Origin of the sequence: Flagellimonas oceani (genome assembly GCF_011068285.1) — a bacterium.
Lineage (GTDB): Bacteria > Bacteroidota > Bacteroidia > Flavobacteriales > Flavobacteriaceae > Flagellimonas > Flagellimonas oceani.
Genome location: NZ_CP049616.1, coordinates 192,681 through 216,624, shown reverse-complemented (window position 1 = coordinate 216,624; position 23,944 = coordinate 192,681). Strand labels below are relative to the sequence as shown.

Sequence of the window (23,944 nt, the reverse complement as noted above, 5' to 3'; positions counted from 1 at the left end):
GTATAAGATAGAAAGAATATTCAACTCTTTATCTTCTCCCAGTTTTTATCGGCCATTGTTTTTAGGTCTTCTGGAGACCCGTTTAGCCAAAATTGCAACGTGTTATTTTTTCCCTTGTTATAGAACAGATAGAGTTTTCCCTCCCTGATCTCGTAAGTTTCCGGGTCCACGGTTACTTTTTTGCCGTTTACCGCTACGGCATAGGCGCAGTAGCCTCCATATTCTGGAAGATAAGCAGTCGGGTCCAATCTAAACCTTTCCAAGTTTTCCGAGCTGTGAAATTTAAAATCGGTCCCATCAAAAGTGGTTGAGAACTCCTTTTTACCTTCCAACGGCATTTCATTAAAGTAGGATACCACATCATAGCCCTGGGCGGCAAAACCATTTTTGGTATTATAGTCTGTGGATTGGGCAACGCCCGAAACAGTTATTGTTAAAAATAGAAGGTAAGCAATCGTTTTCATGATATAAATATTGAAATGCAACTCTGCGTTTAGTCCCTAAAGCAATCCATTCCTTTCAGTCGGTATCAAAATCGATAAAAAATTGGGCACCTTATTGATAGTTACGGTCTAAATTGATCACAAACTGCTTCAAAGCATGCATTCGTCAATCCAAAGTGGGCATTCGTCAATTGAGTAAAAATAGCTGAAGACCTTATCCTATTTTTAATTGATCAAAAACACATGCGCCATGAAAACTTTTTGCCCTAACGTAAATAAATTCGTGCACATTGCCATATTAAGTCTAGTTACCCTGTTACTTTCATGCTCGGGCGAAGATGGCGAAGATGGCGAAACCGGTCCTGCCGGAAAAGATGGCAAGGACGGTAATGCCAACGTGATTGTATCGGATTGGATGCCCATTGTTTGGACTTGGAAAAACCTAGAGACAGGTGATGCCATTTTTGATGTCCCGGTAGAAAATATAAGCACTTTCATGGAAAACGGTGGCGTTGCCCTGATGTATTTCAAAATCGGTTCAAATGCAAAGCCGCTACCTTCATATTATGGTAATTCCGATTACCTCGATTTTAGCTATGGTGAATTTCCGGAAAATGCAACTTATCAAACCCAAGCCTTTAAAGGCTTTAGAATCTTTTTTGATGGACAGCCCATTACCATAAATATTTTTCAATCCGAGCCGGAAAAAGTTGGTATCCGCTATGTTTTGGTTCCAGCTGATGTTGCCTTAAACAGCGACCTGTCCACAAACAGTTCCGGGAGTTTTGAAGAAATTATGGCAGTTTTGGGAATAAACCTTGACCAATAATCAGCTCAAAAAGAACGCGAGCACACCCCAAAAAAACCGTTCATCGAAGTTTTTTATGATTACGTCTAATCGTTTCCGCCCTCAAGCGGGCAAATACACTAAGGGTACGGCCTTAAGCGTTATATAATAAACCCAACGAACTTGATATCATCTTCCCAAAGGATGGTATCAAACTAATACCTACTTAATGCGCCAGTCAACTCCCCATAGATTGTTCTTTTGGCTAAAGATTCTTTTCTTAGCATTTCCCATAGTATCGAATGCCCAAAACCTTGATGAGCAAAATTTCACGGAGGCCGTTTCACTGCGCCCCATTACATCAGTGTTATTGGCCGGACAAAATGAATATAACCTTGAGGAAATCAGAAACAATCCCGCTTTGGAGTTTGTTCCGCTCTCCAGTTTAAAGGAAAATCTGGGATTTTCCAATGACAACTATTGGCTGAACTTCAGCTTGAAAAACACAACAGACCGGTACAAACAGTATTATTTAGAAACCGCTCGACCCATTACAGATGTTGTAAATCTATTCCTAATTGATGAAACCGGACAATTGGAAAAGCAATACAGCGGAGATAAAATTCCTTTTTCCAAAAAGACCATCCAACACAGAAAGTCCATATTTGAAATCGGTCTCAGGCCCGGTCAAAAAATAGAAGCATACATACACCTAAAAAGTGATGGAGAGGTGGTAATGCTTCCCATGAAACTTTACCAAGAGGCCAGTTTTTTCAATCTAACCTATAAAGAGCAGGTGTTTTACGGTTTCTTTTACGGCATCTTGATCTTGGCCTGCATTATATACCTGTTCTTCTTTTTTGCCCTAAAGGACAAGGCGTTTATATACTATGCGCTCTATGTGCTCTTTATCGCCTTGATGCAATTCTCTTTGGATGGGTTTTTCCACCAATATTTTACGCCCCAGGGAGGATGGCTCTCCGACAGGGCCGTTTTATTGACCGCCCTGACCTCCCTACTCTTTTTTGGAAAATACGGGGACACCTTTCTTAACTTGAAGAAAAATATTCCATTGTTGCACATTGTCAACAAAGTAACAGGATTCGCAATACTCCTTGCCGTTCTTATGCTGGTGCTCTCAACAAACTTTGAGTATTCCTATCCGTTGGCCAACGCTATCGGCATATTGGTATTGGCACAAATGCTCGTATCCCTTGTGGTAATGAAGTTTAAAAAGCAAAAGGTCGACGTTTTCTTTATAATCGGTATTTCCTTTTTGCTGTTGGGCTTTGTGGTTTTTATTTTAAATAATTTCAATGCTGTGGAGAACTCCTTTCTCACTAGTAACGGTACCAAGTTCGGTATTGGCTTTGAAATCATATTCCTATCCATATCCATGGTCAATAGGATTCGTAACCTACGCATGGAAAATGAACAGAACCAAATGCTCGCCCTCCAACGCGCTGAGGATATGAACGATATCAAATCATCGTTTCTGTCCAATATCAGCCATGAACTTAGGACACCCCTTAACTTGATTATGGGCGTAGCCACCTCGCTACAGGAAAACAAAGAAGGAGAAAATCTGGACGAAAAATGCAAGATGCTCCTAAGCTCCTCCAAGAATCTATTGGGCTATATTGAGGATATTTTGGATTTTACGGTAATCGAAAAAGGAGACCAAGAATTAAAAGAAGTCTCTTTTGGCATAAAATCATCGATCCAAAAAGTTGTAAACCAACAAGAAAAGAAAGCGATCGCCAAAGGATTGGCTTTCAACGTATCAATTTCTGATAATTTACCGGCCCGAATAGTCGGGGACAAGGCAAAACTAGTCCAGATTCTTACCCACCTTTTGGACAATGCCATAAAGTTCACCAATAAGGGAAGCGTAGATGTCGAGATCCAATGTCAGAAAAAAGATGACCAAGCCTCAATAAACTTCAAAATAAAAGATACTGGAATAGGGATTTCCGAAGAAAAGATGAGCACCATATTCGAATCCTTTACCAAAAAATCCTTTATGGACAAAAGGGAGTTCAGCGGCTTGGGCCTAGGGCTGTATATTGTAAAAACCTATGTTGACTTACAAAAAGGGAGCATCAACCTTAAAAACAACGAGACCCAGGGTACAATTTGTGAGTTGAATTTAAGCTTTGAGATTGATGACCATCAAACCGAGACCCCGCAAGGCTCCAAATCGGTTGTTCCTGAAATTCAAACGGAAACGGGCAACATTCTATATGTTGAGGACAATAAGATGAACCAGACCGTTGTGAAACTCTTGTTCAAAAAGAATTGGGACAAGGCCAACCTTACTATTGCCAATCATGGAAAAGAAGCTTTGGAAATCATGAAGGAAAAGAAATTCGACATGATTCTAATGGACCTTCAAATGCCGGAAATGGATGGATTCGAAACTACATCCCTCATCAGAAATGGCATGGCCAATTGCCATCCAGGTATTCCCATCATAGTCCTTACAGCGGACAACACCAGTAAAACAAGGAAAAAGATTTTTGAACTTGGGGCCAACGACCTTGTAACAAAACCCGTTAACGGTCCGCTTCTTTTTTCAAAAATGAGCAAAAATGCAATTGACAAGGCAATTAGTAACGTCGCTTAATTAAAATAAAAAAGCACGCTGTCCCAGTGTGCTTTTTTTATGGTGACCTCGGCAGGACAGAATTCGAACTTTTTAAAGAAAGATATTGAAATCATTTTAAATAAGTCATTTCATATCAGAAGAGCTTGATTTTAGCCCATCAAGGAGTATAAATATTCTCCACCTCATATGTCGTCAAGCGGTAAAGCTTAGAGAAATCGATGTGCTTGTCCACCGTGTTCGGAAGATGCCTAACTTCTGGCTTATCCGCCGCTTGCTCACACCCCAGGTGTAGAATTTGAATATCTATTTATTTTTGCACGTCTACCTGCTTGTTCGCCATGGTCCTCTTTGGCAAAAAAAGACCTTTGGGACTTTACAAACAGCACAAATCAAAAGTGGCTCACTTTCACTGGCCAGCTACACTCACTTTGACCCGACGAAGATGATATACTATGTCTGGCGTTTCCACTAATTCAAGGGTTAAACTAATATATTGAGATTGTCAGATTAAGTATTAACTAATATACATAAGTGCTCGATTTTATTATATTTATCCAGGGAAAATCCCTCCCCTTTAAGTGAGACTTTAGGTTGTATATTATTTATGTAGAATGTAGGACCTCCTGAAGGCTCCCTGTTACTTGTTCATGTATGTGACTACGTCAACTAAAAGTGTACTATTTTGATAATATTTAAAGAGACACTTTTGAGATGGAAGTTCAAACTGAGGGTATTGGACTTTGCAATAGATTATGGAAAGGTCAAGGAAACCTGTGAGATGTTCAATGTGAGCAGGAGCACTTTCTTTAGCTGGAAAAGAAAGTATGATTAGTATGGGACAGAGGGTCTTTTAAGGAAAAAAAGGGAAGCGGATACCTACCCCAATAGAATCAATCAAAAAACGGTTGATCTGATATTGGACCTTAGAAGGAAATACAAACTTGGCGCATGGCGTATCAAATGGTACTTGGAAAGATACCATGACATCAATATTTCTGAATCAAGTGTTTATAGGACCCTTAAAAGAAACGGTATCAAACCGCTCAAACGAGCAGTTACCAGAAAAGCGATGGGACCTAAACGTTACGCCAAGGAAACTCCGGGACACCATGTCCAAGTGGATGTTAAATTCTTGATTTTCCACACCAACGAAGGAAAAAAGATAAAACGATATCAGTACACGGCCATTGATGATTACACGCGTATCAGGGCATTGAAAGTATATGAAAGTCACAACCAGTCAAGTTCCATTGACTTTATGGATTATGTTGCCAATAAGTTCCCTTTCCGAATCCATGCAGTCCAGACAGACAATTGACATGAGTTCCAATCTAGGTTCAATTGGCACGTGAAGGACCTTGGCATGGAGCACCGTTACATAGAGCCAGGAAGACCACAGCTCACGGAAAGGTGGAACGATCACACCTCACGGACAAGAAAGAGTTTTATCAACTACTAGATTATTCTGATGATGTTGATTTGAACAAGAAAATAAAACAATGGGAAGACTTTTATAACTTTATAGAACACAAGGTGCATTTAAGGGAAAGACACCCTATGAGATTTTAATGTTTCACTTAAAAGAATGAGAGTTTATTGCCATTTTAGCTGAAGTAGCACACTAGAAAAAAAAATCAAAATCTTGTCTATAAAAGGAAAATGGATCGCTCTAATTAGTGAAGCCAATCTTGTACAACATGATTTTTGATTCTTTTTCGCATACTGTAACATTATTTTTAAGAACGATTACCAAACGATTTACGATTCTTCTTATATTTATTTTCACCGCGCACACATTTTCCCAGACCAAATCTAATATTGTTTGGATCGTTTGTGAAGATATTTCCCCCTATATCGGGGTTTATGGGGATGCCACTGTGCGGACTCCCAATATTGACGCACTGGCAAGGGATGGCGTTAGGTATACGCGGGTATATACGACTGCTGGGGTCTGTGCCCCAAGTAGGTCCTCTATCATTACGGGAATGAACCAGATCTCCATCGGGACTTCCCATATGAGAACTACTCATAACAACTCAAAATTGATGCCCGAAGGGGTCCCCAGCTATTCGGCCGTGTTACCACCAAAAGTCAAGGCTTTTCCCGAGTATCTGAGAAAAGTTGGGTATTACACATCGAACAACGCAAAAGAAGATTATCAATTTGAGGAGCCCGTGACCGTTTGGGACGAAAGCAGTATTGGTGCCTCCTACCAAAACAGGAAGGCTGGGCAACCTTTCTTCAGTGTCTTTAACTTTGCCATTTCGCATGAGTCCCAAATCATTTCTCCTCCAGATTCCCTCTACTACGATCCATCTAAAATGGTGCTGCCCCTTTATTACCAGAATACGGAACAAATGAGGCACGACAAGGCTGCCTTGTATACTCGGATTGAGCAAATGGACAGTGATGTGGGAGAATTGATCCAACAACTAAAAAAAGATGGGGTCTATGATGATAGTTATGTGATCTTTTATAGTGATCATGGAGGCAATTTGCCCTGGATGAAACGTGAAATCTTGGAGAGAGGCACCCATATCCCATTTGTTGTGAAACATCCAGGATCTGAAATGGCCGGTACCGTGAACAATGACTTGATCAGTTCCGTTGATTTCGCCCCCAGTATGTTATCCATTGCCAGGGCTGATATTCCAGACTACTTGCAGGGCAAGCCATTTTTGGGCCCAAAATCGGGAAGTGAAAAGAACCAATATGTATTTGCCGGCAGGGATAGAATGGCGGATAAATATGATAGAGTTCGCTCTGTGACCGATGGGACCTTTAGGTACGTTTATAATTTTCATCCCGAATTGCCCAAATACCAGGATTTGGCCTACAGAAGACAAATGGTCAGCATGCAGGAAATCATTGATATGAGGGATGCAGGCAAGATTACCAATCCATACCTTTCGGACTGGTTCAATACGCCAAAACCGCAAGAAGAATTCTATTATACCACCAAAGATCCGGACGAAGTACACAATCTAGCAGACGACCCCGCATACCAAGACAAGAAAAACGAGTTGAAAGAAGTACTTTTTAACTGGCTGGAAGTTGTTGGGGACACCGGTAAAATTCCAGAAAAAGAAATGGTCAGGAACATGTGGTGGAAAGGTAAGGATGATGCCCCTATGACCGAAAAACCAGTCATAAAAAAAAGCAAGGAAGGTGTAACACTTTCATGTGCCACCGATGGTGCCTCCATAGGTTATCGAATATTCAAGGACAATGTAGCGGATTCCACCTTGGTACGGGACATAAAAACTTGGGACTTTTTCTACCTAATGCCACATAACAACAAAAAAACAGTGACCGTGCCCAAGCCGTGGAATGTTTACACCGGTGGTAACATATCACTCAAAAAAGGGCAGACCATTCAAGTCAATGCGCATCGTATAGGATATAAGCCAACAGAAATCATCTATAAGTTTAAATAAAATAACATGAAGAATCCTTTTCAAATCATACTGGTATTCGTAATGTTGTGGTCGTTCAGCATTACCAAAATACAGGCCCAACAAAAAGATGAAAACCAAAAAAGGCCCAATATTGTCTTCATTATCAGTGATGACCATGCCTATCAGGCCATCAGTGCCTATGGCGGTAGATTGGCCCAAGTAGCACCAACTCCCAATATTGATCGGATTGCCAAGGAAGGCATGCTCTTTGAGAATTGTCTGGTTGCCAATTCTATTTGTGGGCCATCAAGGGCTACCATACTCACGGGCAAGTACAGTCATAAAAATGGATTTATCGACAATAGGTTCGGTACCAAATTCGACTTTGACCAACAAACCTTTGGTGAATTGCTCCAACAGGCGGGATACAAAACCGGGGTGCTCGGTAAACTACATCTGGGCGATAAACCGACCAAAGGATTCGATTATATCGACATTCTACCAGGTCAGGGATCCTATTACAATCCCCTTTTCATCAATAATGAGGGACAATATCAATTGGAAGGATACACTACGGAAATCATTACGGAGAAAGCCATCAAATGGATTGACGCCATCAAATCCGATGACCAGCCCTTTATGCTGTTTTTGGGACACAAATCCTCACACAGACCATGGCAGCCGGGACCAAATGAGTTGGGCATGTATGAAAATGTAGAGATTCCAGAACCAAAGACTTTGTTCGATGATTACTCAGGAAACAGGGAGGTAGCCGCCATGAACTATATGTCCATTTCCGAAGCCATGAAAATGGCACAGGATATTAAAATAACGGACCAACCCCAAGCTGGTTTTACAGAGGAACAACAGAAAAAATGGGATTCTATCTATGGGCCTATCAACGAAAAGGTCAAGAAAGCTAATCTTAAGGGAGACAATCTGACCCGTTTTAAGTATCAACGTTACATGCGGGATTATTTGGCCTGTATTGCCGGCGTGGACAAAGGGGTTGGCCAAGTATTGGATTATTTAAAGGAAGCTGGGCTCGATGAGAACACTATTGTTATTTATACCTCCGACCAAGGATTCTATTTGGGGGAACACGGCTGGTTTGATAAAAGATGGATGTATAAGGAATCTTTGCAAACTCCATTACTGGTAAAGTTGCCCGGTAAGGTCAGCCCAGGAACGACCAATAAGGACCTGGTTTCCAATCTGGATTTTGCCGAAACCTTTTTGGATATCGCACAAACCGAAATTTCAGCGGACATGCAAGGGAAAAGCATGCTGCCCATTTTAGAGGGAAACACACCTAAGGATTGGAGAAAAGCCCATTACTACCACTACTACGAACATCCTTCCGAGCACGATGTAAGAAGGCATTACGGAATTACCACCGATAGATACATGTTGATCCATTTCTACTATGATTTGGATAAATGGGAATTATACGACTTCCAAAAGGATCCTAATGAACTGAACAATGTATATGGAGATCTATCCTATGCAAGCATCCAAAAAGAGCTTCACAAGGAACTTGAACAATTAAGGGTGAAATACGGGGACAACGATGCCCAAAACCGGCAATTCATTGAGGAATATTATGAAAAGGTCAAAGCCAACCCATTGGTTGAATATTGGAAACTTTCCCCCGAAAAAAGAAAAAGGTTGTACCAAGAATATTTATAAACACGAAATTAACCATATAGTCCAGGTCAAAACATCTTCATAGAACCAAGAACAATGGTATTAAAGCATAAATCGGCACTTTTTATTATCCTGTTTGTCTTCCTGATAGGGTGCAGGACCAAAACAGATGGAGCAAATGAATCCATTGGCATAACAGAAATAGAGGGGCCTCCAAAATTAACAGATTCACCGACCGAAGCACCAGAAGGTATGGTTTGGATACCAGGTGGAGAATTTATGGAGGGTGCCGTCGCTAAGGACAAAATGGCCATGATGCATGAAAAGCCGGCGCACCAGGTGCACGTTGACGGTTTTTTTATGGACATCCATGAGGTCACCAATGAACAGTTCGTCAAATTTGTGGATGAGACCGGTTACGTAACTGTCGCAGAACGGGAAATTGATTGGGAGGAAATGAAGAAACAATTGCCAGAGGGCACTCCCAAACCCCATGACTCCATTTTGCAGCCAGGGTCCCTTGTGTTCAAAAAAACCAAATCCAGTGTGACTAACCTATATGATTATTCGCAATGGTGGGAATGGAAGATAGGTGCCAATTGGAAACATCCCAACGGGCCGGAAAGCACTATTAAGGACAAGGAAAATGAGCCTGTGGTGCACATTGCCCTTGAGGATGCCCTGGCCTATTGTAAGTGGGCGGGAAGGAGATTACCCACCGAGGCCGAGTGGGAATATGCCGCACGGGCAGGCAAAAAGGACGAGCTGTTCTTTTGGGGAAGCGATGTCTCGCAGTTGAGTTCCCATGCCAATTCGTGGGAAGGGGAATTTCCGTTGAACAATACCAAAGAGGATGGATTTGAGCGTAGGGCCCCCGTGATGAGCTATCCCAAGAACGACTTTGGCCTTTACGATATGGCCGGAAATGTCTGGGAATGGACTAGCGACTGGTACAACACGAATTATTATAAGGAACTTGCGGACAAAAACGAGGTTACCCAAAACCCTAAAGGGGCTTTTGAGGCCTATAATCCCTCGAACCCATATGCCAAGGAAAAAGTGATCAAGGGCGGGTCTTTCCTATGCAGTGCCTCCTATTGTGCCAGCTACCGGATAAGTGCCCGTATGGCCACCAGTCCTGATTCGGGAATGGAGCATTTAGGGTTTAGGACAGTAATGCCGGTAAAAATGCCCAGAAACAAATAGCATCTATATGATTCCTCCCAAAAATCCTAAAAACGGAAAGCCAAAAAACAGTCTTTGAACACAAAATACACCAATATGAAATCCTAAAAGCGCCCATTCTATTTTAGCATTGCTGTTTCAGTTATACTCTTGACGGGCTGCAGTGGTCCAAAATTTACCGAAGAGAATAAAGGAGAATTCAATCTTGTACACCAACAAGTTGGGAAAAGTTTAGGGTATTGCTCTAAATCCGGGGTTCTCATCCTTGAAGTAGATCAATTGGCCTTCAAGGATCTAAATCAAAATGGGACTGGATTCCTATGAGGATTGGCGATTGCCCGTTGAGGAACGAGCCCAGGACTTGGCTTCCAAGATGAGCATTGAGCGAATTGCCGGATTGATGTTGTACAGTGCCCACCAATCCATTCCAGGAGGTGGGAACCGTTTTTTTGGTCCGGCGACCTACAATGTAAAGCCTTTTGCGGAAAGTGGGGCAAAGGCAAGTGACCTTTCCGATGCCCAACAAGTTTTTTTAAAGTATGACAACTTACGGCATGTATTGATTACCAGCGTGGAATCTCCCGGAGTTGCTGCGCAATGGAACAACAATGCGCAAGCCTTTGTGGAAGGTATCGGCATGGGCATTCCGGTGAACACGAGTTCGTATCCAAGGCATGGCAGCGATTCCTATGCGGAATTCAATGCAGGATCGGGCGGACAGATTTCCATGTGGCCCAGTAGCTTGGGCATTGCGGCCAGTTTTGATCCTGGATTGATGAAGCAATTTGGGGAGATTGCTTCCAAGGAATATCGTGCCTTGTGCATTGCCACGGCACTCTCCTCCCAAATTGATTTGGCCACGGAACCCCGTTGGTCCCGTTTTGATGGTACCATGGGTGAGGACCCTAAATTGGCCACCGATATGGCCAGGGCCTATGTGGATGGATTTCAATCTTCCGGTGATGGCGGTTGGGGCTACCAAAGCGTGAATGCGATGGTGAAACACTGGCCTGGGGGTGGTCCCGAAGAAGGAGGGCATGACGCCCATTTTGGTTATGGAGCCTACGCAGTACCTCGATGTCAAAAAGGTCATTGTGGTTACCGGATACCGGTTCCGAGATGGCCAAGGGCAGTCCCTGCCTATCGGTAAGGAAGAGGGCATTGGTGGTCCTGCCCTTTTTGCGGCCTTGGTATTCCACGGCCTAGCCTCCCCTGATGGCAGTGTGGCTGCCGTCAAGATCGACACTGGAGAGGTCGAACATGTCCCTGTACCGTTTTAAAATACCGATCCAACAATCCAGAAATGTCCCTGAACGGCACCATTTGCGATAATGGTGGTAGACCGATTGCCAACTCAGGACCTTTTGGGAGAACAGCGAGCTCGTGGGCAGGTACTCCCATTGCACGCCCGTCTTCAACTTGTAGAGTATCGCATTGACAATCTCGTACAAGGGAGCCGTTGGGGCAAAACCCCTTTTCGGTAAAGGTATGTGCGGAACTATCTCCATTTCTATGGTATCCTTTGTACATGGGCTATGGTATTTATGTTTGGCGACACAAATGTCCGTAGCCCTATCTTTCGATCCAAAAAAAGTTTAAATCACTTCTCATTAAGAAGTTATATGATAAAATAAGTAGAAAGGATTGTTTTGAAAGTATTTTTCCTATAAAGGTTTTCTGATTACAAGTTCTATCAAACCCTTTATTTTATGATGGGTAGAGCCTATTTTACTAAAAAATGTGAATGGTACCATGTACGGTTATTCTGAGATAAAAACACAGAATTATAGTCCACAATTGCCCGTATCAAAATGGCACGACATCATCGGGGAGAGAACACTAGCCGATGCCATCCTCGATCGTTTGGTGCATACAGCCTACAGAATAGATATAAAAGGAGAATCAATGAGAAGAAAATTGAAAAATAAAAACTAAGTTTAACCCACGGATAGATCAAATCTGGGCAGTCCATTTGCCCTGGTCGGTTTCATCCGGCGAAGGTGGGTCAGTTTACGCGGGCTTATCCAGACCCATTTCAAACCCTTCCTTTGTTCTAAATCCGTGGGGGGATTTATTGAAGCTATGTGTGCGAATCACACAATTTAAGCTTGTAGCTCAGCATCTATTTTTTGGAAACCATTTCAATCATTCCGTCCTTAAAGATTGTTAATTCTTCTCTAAATGCAACGAATTTTCCTTTTCCACTGTGCTCGAAATAAAAATGTTCTACAAAAATCAATAACCCTCGTTTTGCACCAATTTTGGATTTGCATCTAAATTGATCTGAGGAATTGGGAACAATACATGAAACGTTTGGGCAAGCTTACCTCTTTCAACAGCTTTAGATATGAATACATCTTGTCTAAGCTGGTCTTCCCTTCCTTTGCCTTCCCAGAAAAATTCTCTTTTTCTTTCATCCAATATGAAACTCTTCAAACTTTGTTTTGAAAAATCAGCAAGTGAGATTTCACTTGCTCCGGCTCTGCTGCGAACCTGATTTATCAAATCGATTGATTCTTGAACAGGTCCGTTGAGTTCGTTCAAAGCCTCAGCTCTCGATAACAAAATATCTGAGTAACGAATATCAGGGATGTCGTTTCCTTGCCCATCTCCCGATCCATTGGGATCCATGGGATATTTAGCAGGAAAAGAACGGTCGTTGCCAAAAAGCTGAATCTCATCCCCGGCCGTATTGGTGTATTCAGTAACAATCAAGTTTTTCCTAGCATCATTATCCTCGAACGATAATACAAATTCATCTTCAAAAAATATGATGACCGGATACAGCCTAAGGTCTCCCGGTCTAGGAAAATCACTTGGGTAAGTGAGCGCATTTATTTGGTTGCCAGCATCAGGAGCTACGTGAGGCAGTGCCCATACCATTTCATCATTGATTTCATTGTCCAAACTGAAAACTTCTTCGTAATCGGGCAAAAGTTCATAAACCCCCAAAGAGATGATTTCGTTTGCCTTTTCCGCACTTTTCTGCCATTCTTTGGTATTCAAATAATGTTTGCATAAGGTGCCAAGCGCAGCTCCTTTGGTCGCCCTACCTTCTTCAATTGCTCTAATTGGAAGGTTTGTTGACGCAAAAATCAATTCTTGTTCGATGAACGATTCTATTTCGGCCTCTGTACTTCTGGGTAGTAAAAGGTCTTCGTTAAATAAATCCTTATACAAGGGCACTGGGCCAAAAAGGTTATATAGCTTAGAATAGCTATACCCTCTAATAAAGCGAGCCTCGGCGGTAATCAGAGTTTTGAAATCTTCACTAAATGGGCCATTGTCAATATTGCTCAACACCACGTTTGCATCTCTGATAGCTGCATAATATAGGTCCCACTGCCCTAAAATATGTCTATTATTGCTGTCCCATGTGAAATCGGAAAGCTGCCTATAAAATATTTCAATGCTCCCGTTTAAGCTTGACACTTCTCCCGAAGAAAGTCCCGATAATGCATAAATACCTTGCTGGGGTATGCCGGGTTGCACTTGTATTGAACTGTATGCGGAACCAAGCAACGACCTAATTCCTTTCTCAGTGGCCAAAAATGTTTCGGGTTCCAGTTCGGAGAATGTTTCTTCCTCCAAGATATCAGTGCACGATGCCGATAGGGCCAGCACCGCAATTCCATAGTATTTATATAGTGATTTCATATTAGTAAATTTAATTTTATAATCCAATGTTTACACCCAAAATCCAGCTGCTTGCCAAGGGGTAGCTGCTATAGTCAACCTTGGTGTTATTTCTTCCAAAGGAATTGGCCTCTGGATCGAAACCTGAATAATCTGTTATGGTCAACAAGTTTTGTCCTGTCAAATAGAGCTTTAAAGAAGACAAGAACTTTATGTTGTCAACAGGTACTTGATAGCTGATGTTTATGCTTTTTAACCTTATATAGGACGCGTCTTCGACAACCAGTGAATTGACCCTTCCTCCACCGTATGATGAAGGATTGGTACCCGAAGGCCATATAGTGTTTGTGTTTTGGGGAGTCCATCTATCCAAGTATTGATGTGCATATCTGTTCAACCTAAACGTACCAGGATAGAGGCTTTGAATGGCATTGACATTTAAGAGCTCAACCCCCTCTTGACCTTGTATGAAAATATCCAGGGTCAAGCCCTTATAACTGAAACTGTTGTTTATCCCATATGTAAAATCAGGAAATGGATCCCCTAAAATGATTTGGTCATCGGGGTCGATTGTGCCATCTTGATCAGCATCTCTAAAGATTGGAAATCCAGGTTGTGCTGTAGGTTGCGGCGAATTGGCAATGTCATCGCCTTCTTGAAAAATGCCCGTTACCTCATAGCCGAAATAGGATGCCAACGGCTCACCTCTCCTGATTATGGCATTGTTTCCAATATCAGCTATGTTTCCCGTGGGAATCTCATCTATTCTGCCCAAATCGGATACTTCATTTTTGATCATAGAAAAATTTACTGCGGTAGTCCACATAAAGTCGGGTGAAGATACATTTATGCTGTTGATCAATGCCTCGAAACCTTTGTTCTGTATTTTTCCGACATTCGATAAGATAGAATTAAAGCCGGATGCCGAAGGTAAAGGCAAGTCAAAGAGTAAATCTCTTGTGTTTTTGACAAAAAAGTCTACCGAGGTACGTAGCCTTCCTTTTAGTATAGACATATCCAAACCAATATTGAGCTGTTCTGTAGTCTCCCACTTCAAATCGGGATTTGAAATCCTTGAAGGTCTTGTGGTGGTAATAGGTTGATTATCAAAAACGGCGTTTGTACTACTGCTGAAAGTAAGTAAGGAACTGTAGTTGCCTATTTCTTGATTGCCCGTCTGACCCCAACTCGCCCTAAGTTTCAGTTCCTCAAAAAAATCAGGTACAAAGACTTCATTTGAAAGTTTCCAACCAAAAGCTGCCGAAGGAAAATAACCGAATTTGTTATTCTCTCCAAAACGAGAAGAACCGTCAGTTCGAACCGTTGCCGTAAAGAGATAGCGATCCATAAGATTATAGTTAAATCTTGCTAGGTACGAGGTTAGCACATTTTCTTCTTTCAGGCTTCTTAGGTTGTCATTTCCAGTGTCCCCCAATGATAGATTGTTGGTTTCTATTATATCATCAGGAAAACCTCCAATGGTTCCCGAAAATTCCCTCACACTGAAATCTTGATAGGTAGCACCGGCCAAAACGCTCAAATTACTTTCAGAACCAAACTTCTTATTATAATTCATGGTAAATTCAACGAGGTTGCTGTTGCGTTCTAATGTCGAGACATTGGCAACCCCGCCCTGTGCCCTTCCGTTCACGGTCAAAGTAGAGTTATAAACATCTCTTCGGGAGTTCGACCTATCTGACCCAAAACTTAGTTTGGCATTCAATAAATTACTGATTTCATACTGAAAGTATATATTCCCGAGTGTGCGGTTTGTGAGGTTTTCGCTCAACACACCCTCAACTAAGCTCAAAGGGTTGTTCACGGTCAATTGGGAAGATTCGCTGAAATTGCCATTCTCATCAAATACCTGTTCAGTGGGGTCATATGAAAGTGCTGAAAAAATGGGCCCCGAACTGTAATTGAATCCAACGCCATCAACACTATTTTTGTCCTTGATATGGCTTGTATTAAGATTGAGGCCCATTCTGACCTTGTTGCCAAGTGTGCTCTCGTAATTTACTCGGCCGATATATTTTTTAATACCGGTATTTTTGACCACCCCATCTTGATTGTATTGGTTTAAAGAGACAAAAAACTTGGAATTTTCACTTCCTCCTGAAATTGATAAATTTCTATTTTGTATAATGGCTGTTCTGAAAATTTGGTCCTGCCAATCAGTACCGGCACCTATTTGTTGGATGTCTACTTGGGTGAACACAGGCTCATTGCCATTGTCTACAGCAATACCGTTGATAACATCAATATATTCTGATGCAGAGAGAAGATTTATTCTATTGTGAACTTGCTGAAACCCTACCGATTCATCATAATTTACGGTCAGTCTTTGTGCTGACCCCTTTTTGGTTGTAATCAAGACAACTCCATTGGCGCCCCTAGACCCATAGATTGCTGTTGCTGATGCGTCTTTTAGAATTTCAATAGATTCTACATCTTGGGGGTTCAAGGTATTTAAGGGGTTCCTAGGGTTTACGTTGGTGCCCATACCCGTATTGGGGTCAGATCCAGAAAGCCCTTGTGAATTGTCGATTGGAAAACCATCGATGACGTACAATGGCTCATTGCCAGCTGATATAGAACTTGCACCTCGCACCCTAATGGAAATTCCTCCTCCAGGTTCCGCACTTGTCTGGCTTATCTGTACTCCTGCTGCTCTGCCCACCAGCAACTGATCAACGGACACATTGGTACCGGGATTAAGGTCATCACTCTTCAAAGAACTCAAGGCACCGGTAAAATCACTCTTACGTTGGGTACCATAGCCGACAACAACCACTTCATCAAGGCCTGCGGCACTCTCCTCTAATATGATATCGAAACTGGTTCTTCCATTTACCTCGATTTCTTTTTTTGCAAACCCTATATAAGAAATCACCAAGGTGGCATTTTCATTGGTGACCTCCAACGAAAAATTACCATCAAAGTCAGATTGCGTTCCATTCGCGGTACCCTTTTCTACAATGCTAGCACCCGGCAATGGTTGTCCATTACCATCTTTGACCGATCCAGAAACCAATTCCTGGAACAGAAGAATACTTGTCTTCATAGGTAATGGCATTTTGGGTGTTGATTCCAACTTATTTGCTACCCCATGTAGGATTATTTGTTTCTTAAACACTTTAAAACCCAACCCTTCACCTTCAAACAATTTTGTTAAAACCGATGGCAAGGGTTCTTTTATTGCCTCAATTGAAACCTTGCGATCAAGGTCCACATCTCGTCGGTTCAATAAGAACTTAAAATCAGATATAGCCTCTATTTCCTGAATCACATCGGCAATAGTGACATTTTGCATATTCAAGGAAATCTTTTTGTTCTGTGAATAAGAATTCGCATTGATTTGGAATAGGGTAAGAATTAAGAAAAGTATGGTTAGTTTCATTTTCAACTTTGATAGCGAAATATGCTTACGCAAATTGTTTGGTTCTATGAATTTTTTCATAATTTCGAGTTAGTTATTTAATTTTTATAAATCTTTTTACCGAACCGGAAAATGCTGGCACATTTTTCGGTTTTTTATTTGAAGAGGCTATTTATTGTTTTGCATAACGTCTTTTTTTTGGATTATTCAATAATTATTTCGTTGTTTACAATTTTGTAATCCATATCATAGCTCCTACTGAATGATTGCAACACTTCATCAATAGATTCTATATCAAAAGAGGCATCAAAACGCTGTTGGTCTAAATCACCGTTCAGATTTTTAATGGTTACGTTATACTTTCTCTCCAAAGCATGTCTAATACTCTTGAAAGTGGCAAACCTGAAGATCAATTTATCCTGCATCCATGCCGTATGAATATAGGTATCTACACTTTCGATAGACATTTTTTGGGTTTTCTTGTTCCATTTACCCATTTTCCCTGGTTTGAGCTTAATTGACTGATAGTCTATCATTTTACGGTTCTTGATTTCAACTGACCCTTCTACAAGAACTGTTTGGATTTCGGGATTCTCTGGATAATAAGATATATTGAACATAGTACCCAATACAACCAGCTCAATTTCATCGGCATGAACTTTAAAGGGGCGGGCGGAATCTTCGGCGACATCAAAGTAGGCCTCCCCAGATAGGAACACCTGTCTATCTTGCCCCTTTAAAAATTCGACAGGATATTTTAAAGAAGTGCCTGAATTCAAATAAACACGGGTACCGTCTGAAAGAACCACATTAAACCGCTTGCCGTAGGGAACACGGATAGTATTGTAGGATAATGATTTTAAATTATGCGTATGTAAATAGACCAGCTGTGCACCATTTTGCTTACCAAGTACCTTACCATCTTTACTACGGATTATTTTACTTCCTTCCTCCGATAATGGTTGAACATCCCCGTTACTAGTTTCAATGATCACTGATTGTCCTATATTTAGGGGTTCCTGATGTCCACTCCTATCTAGATGATCTTTTAGAATATTATATCCAAGACCTAATAACAGTATGCCCACGGATGCATATGCCATAAGTTTCCTGGCCGTTTGTTTCATTAATCTTGTTTTATCCTTTTTAATCTCACTTAAAAGGTTCTTCTTTATTTTTTCGACATCAGGTTTGTTCAAGGAAATAGTAATTTTATAATGGGATTGTATATATTTTTGAAATTTTTTTTGATTTTTAGGCTCCATAATCCATTGAGACAGTTGATCCAATTCTCCTGATGTTGACTCGTTGAGGAGGTATTTAACAATATGATTTTCAATCTTGGAACTTACCACAACAATTCACATTTATGTAATGAAGACAAATCCATTTGATAAAACCCTAACTTAATATCAATATTTTTTTCATATTTGTAATATTTCACATCCTTTATTAAAGGAAATAAATTCTTTGATTTTTTATGAAGTATTCAGATGAGAGACTGCTAATCGAAGGCTTGAAGGCAGGAACCGAGGATGCCTACATCTGTTTAGTAGATAGATATAGTAGAAGGCTATTCGGATATTCACTTACGTTGGCCAACGACCATGCAATGGCCGAGGATATATTACAAAATGTATTCTTGCGTACATGGGAGAAAAGACGGAAATTGAATGTTACGACCTCTCTGCAGAATTATCTATTCCGATCTATCCACAATGAATTTATAAACCAATACAAAAAACGGCAGTCCAACTTGTTGTTGGAACAGAAATATTACGAAAACCTTGAAAAGGCTGCCAGAACGGAGGACTATAGTAGGCTGGAAAAATTAATCGTATTAGTAATCAGAGAAATTGAGAAATTACCCCCGAAATGTCAAGAGGTTTTTAATTTGAGCCGAAGAGAAGGTCTGACAAATTTAGAAATATCGAACCATCTCAATATATCGGTAAAAACTGTGGAAGCACAGATTACCAAAGCATTTGGTATACTTCGAAAAAACCTTGGAGAAAAATATTCTGGGATTCTTGTTCTCATATTGGGAAAACGTTTAAAATTGCCGTTGAACTAAAAATACCCTAAGTTGATTAGGTTCAAAGAAAGAAACACTTTCAAAGTTTGAACAGAATAACAGAAAAGTACAATGAATATCAATTGAGTGACAACAAAATTTATGACTTGTTTGCATATTCTAATTTGGGTCTGTAAATTAAACTCTGTCCTTTGATTCAATTCCTTTGGGGCTAGCCCCAAAGGAATTGGTGTTTAATATCAAGGGTATCCTCTCCCCAAATTTAATATAAAGTTGTTGAACCGTTAGGCTCCAATTGTGCAAAGGGCTGGTCCATTTTTTTTCGATGTTCTTTGTGGCCAGGTATACCAGTTTGAGCAGGGCCATGTCATTGGTGAACGCCCCTTTGGTTTTGGTGACCTTACGCACCTGACGGTGGAACCCTTCTACTGCATTGGTGGTATAGATTATTTTTCTGATGGGTTCCGTATATTGGAAGTACTGTGATAGCTGCTCCCAATTACGCTGCCAGCTTTCGATGACCACGGGGTATTTGTCGCCCCATTTCTCTTCCAAATCGATAAGGGCATCCTCCGCAACTTCCTTGCTGGTGGCACGATAAACAAGTTTTAGGTCTCGCATGAACTCTTTTTGATCCTTAGAGGCAATGTACTTCAGCGAGTTGCGTATTTGATGTACGATGCAGAGCTGCACCTGTGCTTTCGGGAATACGCTCAATATCGCATCGGTAAAGCCTCTGAGGTTGTCCGTACAGGCGATCAGGATATCTTTAAGTCCACGGTTGTTCAGGTCTGTAAGTACTTGCAACCAAAAATTGGCTCCTTCGCTCTCGGAAATGTACATGCCCAATATTTCTTTGCGACCTTCCTTGTTGATGCCCAGAATATTGTAAAGGGCCTTATGGGTTATCCTACCATCCTCTTTGACCTTGTAATGCATCGCATCGAGCCACACGATACAATAGAGCGGCTCTAATGGGCGGTTCTGCCAGGCTTTCACGTCAGGTATGATCTTATCGGTTATTTGGCTCAGAACGGTATGGGAGATATCGGTATCGTACATTTCTTTGATATGGGAGGAAATGTCTCGGTAACTCATCCCAAGGCCGTAAAGGCCAATGATCTTGTCCGATAGATTGTCGGCCAGAATAGTTTGCCGCTTTTTTACCAGTTCGGGCTCAAAGCTGCTTTGCCTGTCCTGTGGCGTATCGATATCAAAAGTGCCAAAGCCGCTTTTGATCGTCTTCTTACCCTTGCCATTGCGCTTGTTACCTTGGTTACGTTGAGACTCGTCCAGATGACCTTCCATCTCTGCCTCAAGGGCCTTTTCAATAACATTCTTCAGCATTGGGGCGAATGCGCCTCCTTTGCCGAAAAGATTCTTGCCGGACATAAACTGGTCAAGTACCTTTTTCTCGAATTCTGTCTGTTCTTCTTTTCTCATGATTCTGTCTGAATAAAATTAGCACTTAAATTTATTTCAGACAGAGTTCAGTTTACACCCTCTCAAATTTTTCAATAACTCTGATATTTTTTCTCCAAATTTAATGCCTAAATTAATTTGTCCGTTTGAAGAATAATGAATGTCATCGTTCAGTTTTTCGAGACTATCCGTATCAATGAAGTAAGTATTTGGTATTTCTTCACTAATGCGAATTTGTGCATCAACGACATTGTCTAATGCTGGGAACCAAGCTTTGGGTGGATTAATCTTCCCAAAAATTATAGGCATCTCTTGGTTTTCATAATCTATTCTAACCGAATTGATTAATTTTTCAAAGTTGCCATAATAATCTTTACCAGCCTCAGGAATTCGAGCATCACGTTCTCCCTGCATCCAAATTAGAGCTTTGACTTTTGCATTGAGCCCCTCAGTGAGACTATCTGTGAGTTTTATCAACCTATTGTACATGCTACCGAATTGAGGATTCCCCGTTATTTCAGCCTTATCTTTACTGTAGTTGGGTGCCCAGTCCAATAATGAAGCTCCGCCAATTGCATATTTGATCAAAATAAATTTTTTGTTCGGATTGTTTTTGCTCAATTGCATAGAAATTCCAATTTCTGGTCCAAAATTATCTTTTGGGTTTATCAAGCCGGGACTTAGACCAAAATCGAAAAAAGAAATATTGGAAAACATCATTTCATCCAAATCAATTTGTTTTCCTCTCCCAACCATATTTGATTGGCCACCCATCAATATAACACAGTATTGTTCATCTTTGGATAAATTCTCAGCGTACTTAACCTTTAAATCTTGAGAATAGCCATACAAAACTGGTAACAATGTCAAAATAATAAATAGTCTTAATGCCATCATAGCATAGTTTGTTTATTACATGTAATCATAATAAATGTATTGTTTTGATTTCTGACAAATATAGCAGAATCTTTCATTTAAGATGAAGTAAATATTTCTTCATGCACCGTAATCAAATAAAGAATCAGAAAAGCTACAACCTTCCTAAGATAGAAGCCCGTCTTTTTATTGATTCTGAAGAAGTTACCAAAAGAAATATATGAAAGAGTTTTCAAAGAGGATGCTACTTTATTTTGTTAATCTCTATTACTCCCTGTATGTCTTAAGCAGATTTGAACTTGGACTTGCAACAAAAAAATGGACAACCAGTTAAGAGTCATGCCTCTGATGCCTCTGATTTTTGGTTATACATTTCGTTTTCAAATTCCTCTATTGTTTTATAGTCCAATGTCGAGTGTGTCCTGCTTCTATTGTACCAGGTCTCTATCCACTCGAATATCGATAGTTCCGCTTCGGACCTGAAGCTATAGTTTTGATGGTACACCCATTCGACCTTCAAGCTCTTGAAGAAGGATTCCGCCACTGCCTTGTCCCAGCAGTTCCCTTTTCGGCTCATTGATTGTACCACTGGACCATTATGCTCTTTAAGGATATCGGCAAACTCGTAACTGGCATATTGTGAGTTCCTATCGGAATGGAAAATAAGCCTGTCCGTGGTATTGTTCGACCTTATCGCCATCTTCCAAGCGGGAATTATGGTGTCGGCAGTCCCCAAGGTCTTGCCCATCGACCTTCCAACGACCTTTCGTTGGAACGGGTCCATGATCACCGTCAGGTACATCCATCCCTCACCGGTCCTTATGCGGGTCATGTCGGATACCCATACCTGGTTTTTCCTGTGTACCGTAAAGTCACGGTCCAATATATTGGGCGCTATCGGATAATCGTGTCTGCTGTCCGTGGTGACCCTGAACTTTCTCTTTCTTTTGGCGAAAAGCCTGTTGGCCCTCACTATCCTGGTCTCCCTGCGCCAGCGTCCCAATACCGAGGGGTTCAGCCCAAGTTCCCTACATACCTCTGCTGCATTGCCCCTTGCATGGCTCAGTTCGACAGCCTTTTGCTTGAACTCCATTGTGTACTCTCTTTTTTGTTTTGACATGTTTTCAAAGTTAATTCAAACAGTCAACATGCTCTTTTCTCAATGTCCAGTCAAATGTAGTAAGTCCACAATTAAGTTTTCCAAATTTTCGAGACTTGCGCAACGGTGATCATTGTTGGGCCCAGTGTTATTCATTTATTTCACTCACGAAAGTATTCCAAGCTGGTTTAGGTTGCCCAGTTTCCCAACTGTGAAGACCTAAGTTATCCATAAAACCACATAAATAAGTTGAATCGACACCTTGTTGCTGGGCATATTGGTTGCAGAATCCTTGAGGATAATCATACATACCGTGATAGTAAACGAACGCTACTTTTTTACTGTCTATATATGGTTTCAAAGAGCTAAACATTACTTGCACAAATTCTGTTTGTTGTACTTCAGATGATGAATTTTCACTTGAAGATGTATATCCTATTTCTGTAAATGCAATTGGTTTACCCGCTGCATTCTGAACCATCCAGTCAATATCATCTTTAACTTGGTTGGTTGGACGCATTTGCCAAGGAATGCTATTTTGCTCGTCTGTTGGGTAATAGGTATAGCAAATAAAATCGCCTACATATTTAAATGTGTCAAACAAGGTTGGATTAGTTTTAGCTGAGTTAAAAGTAATAATTGTGCCTACTTTTACTTTTGGATTTAATGCGTGTATTTTCTGAATAGCAGATACATAAAATACTTTGAATCCTTGTAATTGATTTGGATTGGCACTTAAATATCCATCAATTTCATTTCCTATTAAAATATAGGAAACTCTTTCGATGGATGGAACTTCTGAAAAAATTTTATCTAAAAGCAGTGAAAATCTATTTATCATATCGGGATCATCGAAATCCAAGTTTTCTAAATCATCTGGAACTGATTTGATATTTGTATCTATCATTTTCAAGACAAGAATATAACTATTCAATTTGGTCTTATCTGGATCGAGTAAATTAAGAGGATTTGCCAGATTATCTTGTAATGAATAAGAATTAGGATTAGTTTCCAATGTATTCCATTCAGGGCTCATTCCAAATATATTAATGCCATTTCGAACCGCATAGTCCAGTCCTTCAAGATATCCGTCTAAACCGGGAGCTGTATTTTTATATTGTTGCAGAGAAAGTCCAATTAGTAATTTAGGTTTCGGCATTTCAGTAGGTGTAACTGAATTTTTGCTACAAGAAAGAAGCAGTATGGTTAAAAGTAGGTTTGTAAGTATTCTAAACATTGCGTTGTCTTTTAAGTATTAGACAATTCAAATTGCTAATAGGTTACAGAAACTATGTGTTTTCCAGATTGTGCCCAACTAGCTTATATCTCCAACTTTCTTAAGCATATAACGCCAATTTCGTCAGCTATGCCCAAGTGGATAAGCCGTGTAAACTGGGCTTGCAACAAAAAAATGGACAACCAGTTAAGA

The 23,944-nt window shown here is 40.8% G+C and carries 15 protein-coding genes and 4 pseudogenes; 9 read left to right on the top strand and 10 right to left on the bottom strand.

Annotation, left to right across the window (positions count from 1 at the left end; all coding sequences use genetic code 11):
* Positions 1-20: 20 nt before the first annotated feature.
* A complete protein-coding gene (locus GVT53_RS00985; protein WP_166247005.1) occupies positions 21-464 on the bottom strand; it encodes a YHS domain-containing (seleno)protein in 444 nt (147 codons plus the stop codon).
* Between the two features lie 229 nt (positions 465-693).
* Here GVT53_RS00985 and GVT53_RS00980 point away from each other — a divergent pair, with 229 nt between their 5' ends.
* The 7 genes and pseudogenes from GVT53_RS00980 to GVT53_RS00950 all read left to right on the top strand — a co-directional run bounded on the left by GVT53_RS00980 (position 694) and on the right by GVT53_RS00950 (position 11,218).
* Positions 694-1,272, top strand: a complete 579-nt coding sequence (locus GVT53_RS00980; protein WP_166247004.1) for a hypothetical protein — start codon at positions 694-696, stop codon at positions 1,270-1,272.
* Positions 1,273-1,459: 187 nt separating this feature from the next.
* On the top strand, positions 1,460-3,856 hold the full coding sequence (locus GVT53_RS00975) for a hybrid sensor histidine kinase/response regulator (protein WP_166247003.1): 2,397 nt from the start codon (positions 1,460-1,462) through the stop codon (positions 3,854-3,856).
* A gap of 688 nt (positions 3,857-4,544) precedes the next feature.
* Positions 4,545-5,427, top strand: a pseudogene (locus GVT53_RS00970) (IS481 family transposase).
* Between the two features lie 108 nt (positions 5,428-5,535).
* Positions 5,536-7,275, top strand: coding sequence for a sulfatase family protein (locus GVT53_RS00965; protein WP_051947148.1), 1,740 nt, complete (start codon positions 5,536-5,538; stop codon positions 7,273-7,275).
* A 6-nt stretch (positions 7,276-7,281) separates the two neighbouring features.
* Complete coding sequence (locus GVT53_RS00960) at positions 7,282-8,925, top strand: sulfatase family protein (protein ID WP_036379439.1); 1,644 nt, start codon at positions 7,282-7,284, stop codon at positions 8,923-8,925.
* A 54-nt stretch (positions 8,926-8,979) separates the two neighbouring features.
* Positions 8,980-10,089 carry a formylglycine-generating enzyme family protein gene (locus GVT53_RS00955; protein ID WP_036379437.1) on the top strand — a complete coding sequence of 370 codons (1,110 nt, stop codon included), beginning with the start codon at positions 8,980-8,982 and terminating at the stop codon, positions 10,087-10,089.
* 283 nt (positions 10,090-10,372) lie between these two features.
* Entirely contained in the window at positions 10,373-11,218 is an 846-nt protein-coding gene (locus GVT53_RS00950; protein ID WP_394297318.1) for a glycoside hydrolase family 3 N-terminal domain-containing protein, read from the top strand.
* A 52-nt stretch (positions 11,219-11,270) separates the two neighbouring features.
* On the opposite strand, the gene GVT53_RS00945 is transcribed toward GVT53_RS00950, so the two are convergent.
* Positions 11,271-11,576: a transposase gene (locus tag GVT53_RS00945; protein WP_394297317.1), complete on the bottom strand. Its 306-nt coding sequence runs from the start codon at positions 11,574-11,576 to the stop codon at positions 11,271-11,273.
* 286 nt (positions 11,577-11,862) lie between these two features.
* On the opposite strand from GVT53_RS00945, the pseudogene GVT53_RS00940 reads away from it, so the two are divergent.
* Positions 11,863-12,003: pseudogene (locus tag GVT53_RS00940) on the top strand (ATP-binding protein); the annotation flags it as partial.
* A gap of 300 nt (positions 12,004-12,303) precedes the next feature.
* On the opposite strand, the gene GVT53_RS00935 reads toward GVT53_RS00940, so the two are convergent.
* From GVT53_RS00935 to GVT53_RS00925, 3 genes are all read right to left on the bottom strand, one after another.
* The gene (locus GVT53_RS00935; protein ID WP_036386028.1) at positions 12,304-13,725 is read right to left on the bottom strand and encodes a RagB/SusD family nutrient uptake outer membrane protein; all 1,422 of its coding nucleotides are present in this window, start codon (positions 13,723-13,725) and stop codon (positions 12,304-12,306) included.
* Positions 13,726-13,741: 16 nt separating this feature from the next.
* Positions 13,742-17,104, bottom strand: a complete 3,363-nt coding sequence (locus GVT53_RS00930) for a SusC/RagA family TonB-linked outer membrane protein (protein WP_163634982.1) — start codon at positions 17,102-17,104, stop codon at positions 13,742-13,744.
* Between the two features lie 182 nt (positions 17,105-17,286).
* Complete coding sequence (locus GVT53_RS00925; protein WP_036379431.1) at positions 17,287-18,438, bottom strand: FecR family protein; 1,152 nt, start codon at positions 18,436-18,438, stop codon at positions 17,287-17,289.
* 125 nt (positions 18,439-18,563) lie between these two features.
* Here GVT53_RS00925 and GVT53_RS00920 point away from each other — a divergent pair, with 125 nt between their 5' ends.
* On the top strand, positions 18,564-19,157 hold the full coding sequence (locus GVT53_RS00920; RefSeq protein WP_036379429.1) for an RNA polymerase sigma factor: 594 nt from the start codon (positions 18,564-18,566) through the stop codon (positions 19,155-19,157).
* A 138-nt stretch (positions 19,158-19,295) separates the two neighbouring features.
* Here GVT53_RS00920 and GVT53_RS00915 read toward each other — a convergent pair whose 3' ends face one another.
* The 5 genes and pseudogenes from GVT53_RS00915 to GVT53_RS00900 form a co-directional block, all read right to left on the bottom strand.
* Positions 19,296-20,561: an IS256 family transposase gene (locus tag GVT53_RS00915; RefSeq protein WP_166247002.1), complete on the bottom strand. Its 1,266-nt coding sequence runs from the start codon at positions 20,559-20,561 to the stop codon at positions 19,296-19,298.
* A gap of 36 nt (positions 20,562-20,597) precedes the next feature.
* Positions 20,598-21,437 carry a sialate O-acetylesterase gene (locus GVT53_RS00910; RefSeq protein WP_166247001.1) on the bottom strand — a complete coding sequence of 280 codons (840 nt, stop codon included), beginning with the start codon at positions 21,435-21,437 and terminating at the stop codon, positions 20,598-20,600.
* 316 nt (positions 21,438-21,753) lie between these two features.
* Positions 21,754-22,404: pseudogene (locus tag GVT53_RS00905) on the bottom strand (IS3 family transposase); the annotation flags it as partial.
* A gap of 48 nt (positions 22,405-22,452) precedes the next feature.
* Positions 22,453-22,509, bottom strand: a pseudogene (locus GVT53_RS21280) (hypothetical protein); the annotation flags it as partial.
* A 154-nt stretch (positions 22,510-22,663) separates the two neighbouring features.
* Positions 22,664-23,752 carry a hypothetical protein gene (locus tag GVT53_RS00900; protein ID WP_067034461.1) on the bottom strand — a complete coding sequence of 363 codons (1,089 nt, stop codon included), beginning with the start codon at positions 23,750-23,752 and terminating at the stop codon, positions 22,664-22,666.
* Between the last annotated feature and the right edge of the window lie 192 nt (positions 23,753-23,944).